A 10,993-nucleotide genomic window follows, 5' to 3' on the forward strand; every position below is an offset into this window, starting at 1 on the left:
TCCACTCGTTCTGTGGAAATATTCCGCCGAAGGAGTACGAAGGCGCCTTCTTTAAGGCGCAGGAATCTGCTATGTCATTCGCAAGTTCGCAGGAATCGTAGCCTCCAAGATTCCCGGGGCGGTCCACCTCGGCGTCACCCCGCATCCCACCGGGCACCGGGTGACCCAAGCCGGTCGCCACCGCAGCACCGCCAGGTTCCTGATACAGGACCAGGACACCAAGTTCGCCGCAGCCTTCGACGCCGCGCTGGTCGATGCCGGAATCCGCATCGTTAAGAGCGGTGTCCGGATACCCCGAATGAATGCGATCGTAAGCATTCACGTCATGCACAGGATGTAGCAGTTTGAGCGGTTGCGTGACCGTCCGTCACTTTGATCAAATCGGGCCCGGATGATGTGATCTTCAGGTGTCCGGCCTGGAGGAGCTGTCCCGCGAGGAGCTGATTGCTCTGACGCGCGCGCTCATGGCCGAGAACACCGCGTTGAAGGCGGAGGTGGCCGAGCTCGGCAGGTATGGGCGGCGCTGCTGGATCGTGGCACCTACCTGGCCTCGGTCTCCACGATGTACCGCCTGCCGCGGGCCGGCGGCCAGGTTCGCGAACGGCGCGCCCAGGCCCGTCATGAACCGTTGGAGAAGCCGCACTTGGTCGCCCGCGATCCCAACGAAGTATGGAGTTGGTCGGGGAGCCGGAGGGAATTGCACCCTCCGGCTGACCTCGATGCTGATGACGCTGGCCAACAAGCACCGCTCGACGGTGTCGAAGATGGCCCGCAAGTACGCGGCCGCCATCGCCACACCGCACGGGCTGCGCAAGTGCTTCGAGGCCCGCGTCGAACGCGTCGGCAGGAAACCACTGGTCGGACGGTTCGGCGGGATCCCGCTGAGACAGGACAAGAAGACGGTCATCACCGACCGTCGGCTGCCCCCGGTCAACATCAAGCGCAAGGAGCTGGTCACCCGGCTCCTGGCCGGACGGTGCGAGTCATGCGGGCATGTCGACCAGGTGGAGGTCCACCACGTCGCCAGACTCGCCGACCTCGGACGAGCGGGACAGCGGCCGCCGTGGGCAGATCTCATGGCCGCGCGTCACCGCAAGACCCTCGTGGTCTGCGGAAACTGTCACGCGGACATCCACGGCACGAACCCTGTCCCAGCACTCACGGAGTAGTCACTGCAGAGCGACGTGCGGTGATAAGTCGCATGCGTCGTTCGGGCTGGGGGTCGCTGAAGAAGGACCTGCTCAGCAGGCACCTCGTCAGCGGCCCACCAGTACTCTGTGGAAGAACCTGTGCGACGCGGTCGAGGCCACGGTCCGCATCCACCGAGCGGACCTGCGCGAGCCCAGCCCGGACGACGACACCCCGACCGCACATGACCCCGGAACAGACCTGGCGCCGCCCGCCCCGGACAGTCTGCCGGAATCTCGCATCGCGGTCCGCACCCGTGAGCGGCACGCCGCCATCCACGACCTGCTCGCGCAGGGCAAGACACACACCGAGATCTGCAAGATCTTGGGGCTGTCGGACAAGACGGTGCGCAAGTTCCGCCGTGCCACCACCGCCAATCAAGCCTTCGCCGGCCCCCGCGCCTCCCTCAAGCAGATCGAGCGGTTCGCCTCCTACCTGCTGCAACGCTGGAACCAGGTCATACATGACGGCGCAGTGTTGCACGCCGAGATCGTAGCCCAGGGCTACCAGGGCAGTTCCCGCTCCGTTCGCCGCTACCTGCAGCCCTTACGCGCGGGGATCACCCGGCCGCAGCTCCCGCCCCCACCGCCCAAAGTTCGCGAGGTCACCCGGTGGATCACCAGCCACCCCGACCACCTCTCCGAGGACGACAGCGCCAATCTCGCCCAGGTCAAGACGCGCAGCCCCGCCCTGGAACAACTCAGCACCCACGTCACCGCGTTCGCCGAGATGCTCACCGGCCGCCACGGCGACCAACTTGAGGACTGGCTGACCGCCGTCGAGGAGGACGACCTGTCCCACCTGCACGCCTTCGCCCACGGCATCCGCCGAGACCACGCCGCCGTCCTGGCCGGGCTCACCCTCCCACACAGCTCCGGCGCCGTCGAGGGCAACGTCTGCCGGGTCAAGGCCCTCAAGCGCCAGATGTTCGGCCGCGCCAACCTCGACCCGCTACGCAAGCGAATCTTGCTAGCGTAACTCACTCAACGTGATCACATCACGATCTTTGTGCCAGAGCCAGATCTCATGGCCGCCAGCCTGGATCAGGCTGGCCGCCCACCTGGAGAAGTTCCTGACCGTCACATTCCTCAAGCGCATCAACACCTACCTGGTGCGCTGGGCGCGACGGAAGTTCAAACGGCTGCGGTCGTTCAAGAAGGCCCAACAGTGGTGGACCGGGCTCCTGCAACGGCAGCCGACCCTGTTCGCCCACTGGGCCTACATGACCGAGTTCTGACGGACTGGATGAGACGAGCGGAGTGACGAGAGATCGTGACGCTCCGTTCTGTGGGAGCCCGGAGGTGCGACTCCTCCGGGCCGCCCGGCGGCGAGCCCCCATCCGCTGCTACCGGAATCGTCTGCCGTTCCGTCCCGACCGACGACTGGCAACCGGTGCGGTGATGGTCACGGGGATGCCTGAGGGAGCCTGGGCGCCCGTGATACGCCTCAGCTCGGCCTCGCCTGAACGGACCTCGCTGGTCTGCGGGACGATACCAGCGTCGGCCATCAAGCGGGTCATGTCACGGCGCTGATTGGGCAGCACCAGGGTGACGACGCTGCCGGACTCGCCGGCGCGGGCGGTGCGGCCGCCGCGATGCAGGTAGTCCTTGTGGTCGCTCGGCGGGTCGACGTTGACGACGAGGTCCAGGTTGTCGACGTGGATGCCGCGGGCCGCGACGTTGGTCGCCACCAGCGCCGTGACGTGGCCGCTCTTGAACTGGGCGAGGGTGCGGGTGCGCTGGGGCTGGGACTTGCCTCCGTGCAGCGCGGCGGCGCGCACTCCGCTGTTCAACAGTTGTTCGGTGAGCCGGTCCACAGCGTGCTTGGTGTCCAGGAACATGATCACCCGACCGTCGCGAGCAGCGATCTCCACAGTGGTGGCCTGCTTGTCGGCGCCCTGGATGTGCAGCACGTGGTGCTCCATCGTGGTGACCGCGCCCGCCGAAGGGTCGACCGAATGAACCACCGGGTCGCTCAGATAGCGGCGGACCAGCAGATCGACGTTGCGGTCCAAAGTGGCGGAGAACAGCATCCGCTGGCCATCTGGGCGCACCTGGTCCAGCAGGTGGGTGATCTGCGGCATGAAGCCCATGTCGGCCATCTGGTCGGCCTCATCCAGCACGGTGATGCCGACCTGGTCCAGGCGGCAGTCGCCACGCTCGATGAGATCCCTGAGCCGTCCCGGGGTCGCAACGACGACCTCCGCACCGTTGCGCAGCGTCTGGGCCTGGCGGCCGATCGACATGCCGCCGACGACCGTGGCCAGCCGCAGCTTCAGCGCTTGGGCGTACGGTGTGAGCGCATCGGTGACCTGCTGGGCCAGTTCCCTGGTGGGGACGAGGATCAGGGCAAGCGGTCGCCGCGATTGTGCCCGCTGTCCGGAGGTGCGGACGAGCAGGGCCAGGCCGAAGGCGAGTGTCTTGCCCGACCCGGTGCGCCCCCGCCCCAGGACGTCCCGGCCGGCCAGGGAGTTCGGCAGCGTGGCCGCCTGGATCGGGAACGGTTCGTTCAAGCCCAGGCCGGTGAGCACCTTCAGCACTGCGGGCGGCATGCTCAGCTCAGCGAATGTCGCGGCTGCCGGCAGGGCCGGGGTGACGGTGACCGGCAGCGCGAACTCTCCCTGGAGCGCGGCGGGACGCCGCCCGTTGCCGGACCGGCTGGAGGGGCCTGAACGGCCCTTGGCCGGAGAGCCGAATCGGCCGCCCCTGCTTCGGGCGGAGCCGCCCGTACGGGGCGAAGAGTTGCGATCGTGCGCGCGAGTTGCGTGGTTCATGCAGAACCTTCCTCGATGCGGCACGTGTCAGGTGATCCTCGGTGCGATGAGCGGCACAAGAACAGCGAGCACGAGCCGAAGGAAAGACGAGTCGAACCGGCAGAAAACCGCCTGGGCTCGTACGTCGAAATGGTCGGCTTTCGCCGGGAAGAACGCGGCGGTGATGCCGCGCCGTAGGACTGGAGCGGGCCTATGCCCGAACCCGAGCCATCGGTGGTGCATCCGGTGTGCGGCGGAAGAACAGACACGCTGTGCTTCTCGGGTTGTGAGGCCATCACGGCACGATGGATGCCACAAAAGCAACGCGCCGGGGCCGCGCCCTGCGGCGCGGGCCCCGGCTACGTGGTGCGTCAGTGTCAGGCGGGAACGATGTTCTCGGCCTGCGGGCCCTTCTGGCCCTGCGTGACGTCGAAGGCCACCTTCTGGCCCTCGCGCAGCTCACGGTAGCCGCCGTTGGCGACGATGTTGGAGTAGTGCGCGAAGACGTCGGCGCCGCCGCCATCCTGCTCGATGAAGCCGAAGCCCTTTTCCGCGTTGAACCACTTCACGGTGCCAGAAGCCATGTTGATCTCCTTTGATTGGTGCAAAGCCGAAATCCGCATCGAACGGATTCCGCGTCGCCGCGATAGGACCACACACCCGGAGATGACCGGAGAACAAAAAATGCACCTGAGGCTACATACCGTCAGGTGCACACAAGTCTTTATGGGTACCACAACTGCAACTGAGCCCAGTCTAGCACACGTGTGGCCGTGCTGCGCATGCCCCCGCCAACGTCGGCATCATCCGCGCGCCATTGCCGCCTTGACCCGCAGGTTCCAGGTTCAACTGCGCTGTTGCCCGCACCGCGCCACCCCGTTCGGCCAGGCAATCTCCTCGTCCTGCAGCTCATCGAAGAGGCCGCCATTCAGGCTGGGAAAGGCTTACGGTTCCGGGCCCGCAAGTGTCCCGGCCAGCGCGGCCTGCCTGTACGACCGAGCAGACCAGCAGGTCGGCGCGGTACCCGGCGGCAGCGGGCCGCTCGCCGGTCGAGGATCAGCTAAGCGCGTAGCGCCTGCACCCGCGTTACCAGGCGGCACCGGCCAGGACGGACGAACCTTCCAGCCGGAGCAGCCCCGGCGCTGGTTAGCGCGCCACCCAGCGCCCCGCCACGGCGCTCTTGGCGGCGTTTTTGGCGGCGTTCTTGGCGGCGTTCTTGGCGGCGTTCTTGGCGGCGTTCTTGGCGGCGGGCCAGATGTGCCGCGCGCCGGCGGCCAGCTGGCGTAGCCCGCCGCCAGCGCCGCGCGGGTGATGACGCAGGAAAGAGGCGAACTCGGCGGCGGCCAGGCCGAGCAGGACCAGGCAGAGCGCGATCTCCAGGGCTGTGACGGCCGCGATGCCGAAGATGATGAAAGTGATCACCGGGGTCGCTCCATGGGGAGCCGTGGCGGGGTTTTCGTTGGGTTCATCGAGCCGAGTCTAGATTCGTCCCGCGCCGGGGCCGGTAGGGACTGCCGCCAGCCAAGTGACCTTTGCCGCGCCTGTCATGATCCTTGGCCTGGCCGGGGTCTACCCGGCGACCAGCTGCGCAGAGCCTCTCGTCACGGCGCCCGGCGGGCCTGCCCCGCCGGTCACCGCCGGGTCGGGAAGCAGCCGGAAGATCCGATCCAGGCCGGTCCGGTGCAGCAGCCGCGCGCACCGACCCTGCACCCCGGCCAGCACCAGTCGGCCGCCGAGCTCGCGCACCCGCCGCTCCGCGCCGATCAGCGCGCCCGCGCCCTCGAAGTCGCAGAACGCCAGCCGTGACAGATCCACCATCACCGCGGCGGGCCGGCCGACCAGGACGTGGTCCGCCTCCCGGGTGAAGCCGGCGGCCGTCGTGGTGCGCAGCTCACCCCGCAGGCCCATCACCGGGCACACCGCCGAATGCCACACCACGATCGCCAGCCCATCTCCCCGCCCCTGATCGCGCCCTCGATCTTGGCTTCCATCTTGACCCTGGTCGTGCTCGCTCATCGCCATCGCCTCGCCCCCGGCTCTGTCCGCTTCTCACGTCGATCATGTGGCGGGAGGGCAACTTCCTACCTGACACGCCCAAGGAAATCTGTAGTCGCAACAGTAGACATTCGTGCGGAGGGTGGCTAGAGTTTCTTACATCGCAAGAGACGGATCCACGAGGGCAGCGCATGACGAGCACTACGATGAACTGCCCGGACGGACGTGGACGCAGGAGTACAGAACGAAGTGAAGGCAGAAGGTCGGATTGCCGGGGCCAGCGCAGTTGAACAGGGCCCGGGTGATGGACGCGCTGCCGTAGCACGAAGCCGAATCCCCGCATCCCGCCCCAAGCGGCCAGATGCGGAACAAGTGGACCGGCCAGCAGGCCGGTCGATGGTGTTAAACCTCATGCGGGCCCCGGCGCATCATGGCGCCGGGGCCCCTGTCTGCATTCGGAAGGTTGCATGGATCGAACACCTCAGGCATTGACCACCATCTCCAGGCGGGAGCAGCCCCACCCAACCGGCGCTCACCCGGCCGGCCAGCCAGCCGAGGCGGCCAGTAGCCTCGGGCAGCGGCTCGACGATGAGGACTACCCCGCCTACAGCATGGGCCGGGCCGCCTCGAGATGCTCGGCGTCACCCCGGCGTTCCTGCGCAGCCTCGGCGCCGCCAAGCTGATCGAGCCGCTACGCAGCGAGGGCGGTCACCGCCGCTTCTCCCGATACCAACTGCGCCTGGCCGCCCGCGCCCGCGAACTCGCTGATGCCGGCACCCCGCTGGAGGCGGCCTGCCGCATCATCATCCTGGAAGACCAGCTCGCCGAGGCGCTGCGCATCAACGAAGAACTCCGCCAGCGCCACTGACCGCTCCCGGCCCCCGGCCGCACCTGGGGGCTCAGGACCGGCCACGCCCGGCAGCCCACCACAGCCCGTGACGGCAAGGTCCGCGCGGCGCCGGCCGTCGAAGCTGACCGTCCCTTCTCCAGGAAAGACGTCCCGTGACCGAGGACCACCGTTTCGCCGAGCGCTTCACCGTCTCCATCGCCGTGCAAGAGGACTACATCGTGGCGCGCGCGGCCGGCGAACTCGACTAGCAATTCGCCAGCCTGCTGCACCGCCAGGTCAAAGATCCCTGGGAGGTCGCCCCGTCCAGCGTGCTGGTGGTGGACCTGAGCGACGTTACCTTCGGCGACTCCATGGGCGTCGGCGTCCTGGTACTGCTGCTGGAGCAGAGCCGTCGGCAGCAGGCCGGCCTGGTGCTGACGCGGCTGCCGGCCAGGCTGGAACGCATCTTGTCGATCACCGGCCCGCGCACCGTCTTCCAGGTAGCGCCATCGCTCGAGCAGGCCATCCAGACTGTGACCGCAACACCGACCGCACCATCACCCAAGCCACAGGAAGCGGGCTGACTGTCCGTCCCCGGGCCGTTCCGACCAGGCTCGCTCAGGGCCGCGCCCCGGGCGGCGATGGGTTTAGGGCGGTCAAGATCTCCCGGAGAGCACATGGAGGCGCCGGGAGAACCTCACGTGCCGACACCTCCTTCACCGAGTGAACCGCACCGGCGCCCGGCCGCGGCCACACAGCGCGCCTGGCGCCATGGCCCGCCTCCCACAATGAACAAGCGCTCCATCATCCTGCGGGCCAGCAGGGCCCGGAGTGGCCGATCTTGCAATCACACAAGGTGACAACAGTTAATTGGTCATGGAACAAATGGGCAGCGAAACCAATCCGCTGACAGTAGTGCCGGCTCCGGGCGTGCCATTGATGGAGAACGAGCCCCCGGCGGTGACCATTAGAGTACGCATCGCGGAGATTCCCCGCCCCACAGCCGCGTCCGCGAATCCTTTACCGCTGTCACTCACTGTAAATCGCAGGTGGGATCGGCCCGTGGTGACCGCCACAGAAACCGTGTCGGCCGCACTGTGCAGCTCAACATTATGCAGCGCCTCGACGATACAGGTGAACACGGCCCGGCCTATGTGCTCAGGAACGGCCCTTTCAGGGAGTGCCCAAATCTCGACGGTGACACCGGTACGTCCGGCCCACTCGGCCAGATGGTCGGCGAGCCTCTCAGAAAGGTCACGATGGCTTTCACAAATCTGCAACTGCCCGGTCATCCAAGTTGCCCTTCTCATGCCTGTAGATCGCCTCGGCTAGCAGCCGCATAAGTCCGCGGGAGCGCACCGCCGGAAATGCTCATTGAATGCTCATGCAATTCTCATCCAGGGGCCTGCAGCACAGCTCGAATGAGCAGGAAAGACGGGGGGTGTGCGAGGCCGCCGTCAGCGGTCTCCGGTATTACATTCGTAGATTCGCTGGGATGGTGTGGCCGCGGCGTCCACCCCGTGCGCGGCCTTGAGCCAGGTGGCCAGCTGGTCGAGCTCCGGGCCGCTGCGCGCGACCAGGTCGAGATCGCAGCCCTCCTCGGCGAGGACTTCGACGATCGCGGCGCCGATGCCCCGCGACGCTCCGGTGATGAGTGCCCGCTTGCCGCGCAAGTGCAGATCCATGTCGTCCTCACCCTAGGGGAACCATCGGTTTCGACAAAGCATTGACGAAACCATTCGTTCCGTCAAGTGATATGCTCGGCCGCATGGCAGCACCACGCGAGCCACGCTTGAGGCACCGGTCGGCGCGGCCATGCATATAGTCGGCATCCTGGTCATGGGCGCTGGTGCCGCGATACTCGCGCGAGTCGCGCCCGGCTGGGCTGACCTCAGCAATTCGGCCAGAATTGCGTCCTGAAGATCGTTAATAGAGAAAGGTGCCTCCGACCTGCGATGACCGGATTGCCTGACCGGAAAATACCAACCTGTGTCTGTGCGCGGCAGCGAACCCCGGCGCAGGATGGAGCGTCGGGGTCGGTGTGATCGGTATGGGTCAGGCGGCTTGGGTCAGCGTGACGGTGAGTCCGAGGGCTTCGAGCCGGCGGACGTGGTTGCGGATCTTCTTGCCGGTGTCCAGCCGGTTGAGGTAGTAGTCCGATCCCAGGTCGCGGAACGTCGCATGCGGGTCGGCGAGCAGATGCCAGACGATCACCAGTAGCGAGCGGGCGACCGCGACCAGGGCGCGGAGCTTGCCGCGGCGTTTGACGATGCGGCGGTAGCGTTCGCCGAGGAAGGTGTCGGTACGGGCGGCCACCGCGGCGGCCTGACCGAGGACGCCTTTCAGGTACGGGTTTCCCTTGCCGACCTTGCCCGCGCTGTTCTTGGCGCCTGATTGGAGGGTCCGGGGCGAGAGTTTGGCCCACGAGACGAGGTGATCGGCGGTCGGGAACCGGGTCATGTCCTTGCCCACCTCCGCGATGATCACCTGGGCGGCGAGTAAGCCGATGCCGGGAATCTCATCCAGGCGCTCCACCGCTGAGCCAACGATCTGCGCGACCTGGCGATGCGCGCAGTCCGCCGCGGCGCAGTCACACCCGGCCCCACCCTGGCCTGCCTCGTGCGCGTCGTTCCCGCCGCCGGGCAGGTCGGCCAGCAGTTGTTCGATCCGGGCCGTCAGCTTGTCGATCTGTCCGCTCAAGGTGTCGATCTGGTCCAGCAGCAGCCGCGCCAGCTCGGCGTGGTGGTCGTCGAAGCTGCCCCTCAGCGCCTCCACCAGCGCGGCGTTCTTGGCCCGCATCCGACCGCGCGCCAGCTCGGCCAGCACCCGCGGATCGCGCTGCCCGGAGATCAACGCCTCGATCATGTCCCGCGCCGAGGCGGTGTCCAGGCTGCCGGCCACCGCCGACACCTTGATCAGTGAGTCCTCCAGCAGCTTCTCCAGCCGTGACCAGTACCGGGTCCGTTCCCGGGTCAGGTCCGTACGCAGCCGGGTGTAGCCACGCAACACCCGGATCTCGGCCGGCGGTACGAACGAGGGCCGCAGCAACCCCCGCCCGGTCAGCTTGGCACTTCACCCCGTCTGGTGGACACCTCTGACCAGCCCCCATGAGGGGCTTGGAAGGGTGACCACATATGGTGATGAAGGTCTACACGCCGGAGTTCAAGGCCGACGCTGTCGCTCTGTACCACTCCGACCCAGACCTGACCATCGCGCAGGCCGCGCGTGACCTGGGAGTTCACTCCGACACACTGAGCAACTGGGTCCGAGCCGACGCGCGCGGCGCCACCACCGGCACGACCAGCACCAGGAAGAGCGTGACCAGCACTACCCCGGGCCGCAGGGCCACCCCCGAACAGATGCAAGAGCGCATCGACGCGCTGGAAGCGGACTTGAAGGCCGCGCGCAAGGAGAACGCCACGCTGGCGATGGAGCGCGACATCCTGCGCAAGGCGACGAAGTTTTTCGCCTCCGAGATGACCTGGTGAGCCGCTTCCAGATCGCCGACCTGATCAAACGGACGCTGGCCGAGACCGACACTCTCCCGAACGCGGAAACGATCCGACGCAAGATCAAGACCGGGCAGCACCTCACCCAGGAGATCACCGTCGAACAATGGCTGACCGAATTCCTCAACCGCAAGCGCAAGATCGAGGAGACCACCCGCCGCTCCTACGAGGGCCACATCCGCCTCTACCTCACGCCTTATCTCGGGCGGCTGCGACTGGATCAGCTCAAGGTCAGCGACATCGCCTTGATGTTCGAACAGATCGAGGAGTTCAACGACGCCATCGCCGAACGCCGCACCGACCCCGACCCGCAGATACGGGAGAGCGTCAAATACCGGCGGCCGATCAGCGTCACGACGATGCACAACATCCACGCCACCCTGCGGCACGCGTTGAACATGGCGATGCGTCAAGACCGGCTGATCGACTTCAACCCCGCCGCCGTGCTGGAGATGCCGGCCAAGACCCGGCCCAGACCGCTGGTGTGGACAGAGGACCGGGTCCGCGCCTGGCAGACCGACTACCGCGCCTACCGGGAGACCGTACCGAGGCCGAGGTCGTCCTGCTGTCCTCACGTGCCAGGCGTCCGGACTCCCCTTTCACTCATCCAGCCAGGTGATACGTACGATGAGCACAAGGCGTAGGTGATCGGCGACGATGAAGTGGAGGAAACCCCGCCCACCGAACAGATCAAGCGTTCGTAGCCCTCCCCCGTGCAGG

General features: G+C 67.0%; 14 protein-coding genes and 2 pseudogenes. 8 read left to right on the plus strand and 8 right to left on the minus strand.

The window, feature by feature from the left end; genetic code table 11:
• The coding region (locus ABGB18_RS48110) for a hypothetical protein (RefSeq protein WP_347702432.1) at nt 1-322 on the minus strand (322 nt) is incomplete at its 3' end.
• Between the two features lie 186 nt (nt 323-508).
• Here ABGB18_RS48110 and ABGB18_RS48115 point away from each other — a divergent pair.
• From ABGB18_RS48115 to ABGB18_RS48130, 4 genes and pseudogenes are all read left to right on the plus strand, one after another.
• Nucleotides 509-679 (plus strand): annotated as a pseudogene (locus tag ABGB18_RS48115) (IS3 family transposase); the annotation flags it as partial.
• Between the two features lie 40 nt (nt 680-719).
• Nucleotides 720-1,169 (plus strand): hypothetical protein, encoded by a 450-nt coding sequence (locus tag ABGB18_RS48120; protein ID WP_347702433.1) that lies wholly within the window; start codon nt 720-722, stop codon nt 1,167-1,169.
• Nucleotides 1,170-1,428: 259 nt separating this feature from the next.
• Entirely contained in the window at nt 1,429-2,166 is a 738-nt protein-coding gene (locus tag ABGB18_RS48125) for a transposase (RefSeq protein WP_347702457.1), read from the plus strand.
• 10 nt (nt 2,167-2,176) lie between these two features.
• Nucleotides 2,177-2,425: a hypothetical protein gene (locus tag ABGB18_RS48130; protein ID WP_347702434.1), complete on the plus strand. Its 249-nt coding sequence runs from the start codon at nt 2,177-2,179 to the stop codon at nt 2,423-2,425.
• Between the two features lie 108 nt (nt 2,426-2,533).
• Here the strand turns inward: ABGB18_RS48130 and ABGB18_RS48135 are convergent, their stop codons facing one another.
• The 4 genes from ABGB18_RS48135 to ABGB18_RS48150 form a co-directional block, all read right to left on the minus strand.
• The gene (locus ABGB18_RS48135; protein ID WP_347702435.1) at nt 2,534-3,961 is read right to left on the minus strand and encodes a DEAD/DEAH box helicase; all 1,428 of its coding nucleotides are present in this window, start codon (nt 3,959-3,961) and stop codon (nt 2,534-2,536) included.
• A gap of 356 nt (nt 3,962-4,317) precedes the next feature.
• Entirely contained in the window at nt 4,318-4,524 is a 207-nt protein-coding gene (locus ABGB18_RS48140) for a cold-shock protein (RefSeq protein ID WP_020545593.1), read from the minus strand.
• Nucleotides 4,525-5,086: 562 nt separating this feature from the next.
• A complete protein-coding gene (locus ABGB18_RS48145; protein ID WP_347702436.1) occupies nt 5,087-5,362 on the minus strand; it encodes a hypothetical protein in 276 nt (91 codons plus the stop codon).
• Between the two features lie 147 nt (nt 5,363-5,509).
• A complete protein-coding gene (locus ABGB18_RS48150; RefSeq protein WP_347702437.1) occupies nt 5,510-5,878 on the minus strand; it encodes an STAS domain-containing protein in 369 nt (122 codons plus the stop codon).
• Nucleotides 5,879-6,546: 668 nt separating this feature from the next.
• Between ABGB18_RS48150 and ABGB18_RS48155 the strand changes: the two are divergent.
• Both ABGB18_RS48155 and ABGB18_RS48160 read left to right on the plus strand, forming a co-directional pair.
• A pseudogene (locus tag ABGB18_RS48155) lies at nt 6,547-6,803 on the plus strand (MerR family transcriptional regulator).
• 245 nt (nt 6,804-7,048) lie between these two features.
• Nucleotides 7,049-7,348, plus strand: a complete 300-nt coding sequence (locus ABGB18_RS48160) for an STAS domain-containing protein (RefSeq protein ID WP_347702458.1) — start codon at nt 7,049-7,051, stop codon at nt 7,346-7,348.
• 282 nt (nt 7,349-7,630) lie between these two features.
• On the opposite strand, the gene ABGB18_RS48165 is transcribed toward ABGB18_RS48160, so the two are convergent.
• From ABGB18_RS48165 to ABGB18_RS48175, 3 genes are all read right to left on the minus strand, one after another.
• Nucleotides 7,631-8,056 carry an ATP-binding protein gene (locus ABGB18_RS48165; protein ID WP_347702438.1) on the minus strand — a complete coding sequence of 142 codons (426 nt, stop codon included), beginning with the start codon at nt 8,054-8,056 and terminating at the stop codon, nt 7,631-7,633.
• A gap of 165 nt (nt 8,057-8,221) precedes the next feature.
• The gene (locus ABGB18_RS48170; RefSeq protein WP_347702439.1) at nt 8,222-8,449 is read right to left on the minus strand and encodes an SDR family NAD(P)-dependent oxidoreductase; all 228 of its coding nucleotides are present in this window, start codon (nt 8,447-8,449) and stop codon (nt 8,222-8,224) included.
• A gap of 370 nt (nt 8,450-8,819) precedes the next feature.
• Complete coding sequence (locus tag ABGB18_RS48175; RefSeq protein ID WP_347702459.1) at nt 8,820-9,827, minus strand: IS110 family transposase; 1,008 nt, start codon at nt 9,825-9,827, stop codon at nt 8,820-8,822.
• A 71-nt stretch (nt 9,828-9,898) separates the two neighbouring features.
• On the opposite strand from ABGB18_RS48175, the gene ABGB18_RS48180 reads away from it, so the two are divergent.
• Together ABGB18_RS48180 and ABGB18_RS48185 are read left to right on the plus strand one after the other, a co-directional pair.
• Nucleotides 9,899-10,252, plus strand: coding sequence for a transposase (locus ABGB18_RS48180; protein WP_347702440.1), 354 nt, complete (start codon nt 9,899-9,901; stop codon nt 10,250-10,252).
• A complete protein-coding gene (locus ABGB18_RS48185) occupies nt 10,249-10,917 on the plus strand; it encodes a hypothetical protein (protein ID WP_347702441.1) in 669 nt (222 codons plus the stop codon). The genes ABGB18_RS48180 and ABGB18_RS48185 overlap by 4 nt, the downstream gene beginning before the upstream one ends.
• Nucleotides 10,918-10,993 lie beyond the last annotated feature (76 nt).

The organism is Nonomuraea sp. B12E4 (assembly GCF_039871825.1).
GTDB lineage: Bacteria > Actinomycetota > Actinomycetes > Streptosporangiales > Streptosporangiaceae > Nonomuraea.

Excerpts from the sequence above, each read along its gene's own strand:
- ABGB18_RS48120 (WP_347702433.1), top strand. The coding sequence starts at position 720 with ATGCTGATGACGCTGGCCAACAAGCACCGCTCGACGGTGTCGAAGATG.
- ABGB18_RS48135 (WP_347702435.1), bottom strand. The coding sequence starts at position 3,961 with ATGAACCACGCAACTCGCGCGCACGATCGCAACTCTTCGCCCCGTACG.
- ABGB18_RS48140 (WP_020545593.1), bottom strand. The coding sequence starts at position 4,524 with ATGGCTTCTGGCACCGTGAAGTGGTTCAACGCGGAAAAGGGCTTCGGC.
- ABGB18_RS48165 (WP_347702438.1), bottom strand. The coding sequence starts at position 8,056 with ATGACCGGGCAGTTGCAGATTTGTGAAAGCCATCGTGACCTTTCTGAG.
- ABGB18_RS48170 (WP_347702439.1), bottom strand. The coding sequence starts at position 8,449 with ATGGATCTGCACTTGCGCGGCAAGCGGGCACTCATCACCGGAGCGTCG.
- ABGB18_RS48180 (WP_347702440.1), top strand. The coding sequence starts at position 9,899 with ATGGTGATGAAGGTCTACACGCCGGAGTTCAAGGCCGACGCTGTCGCT.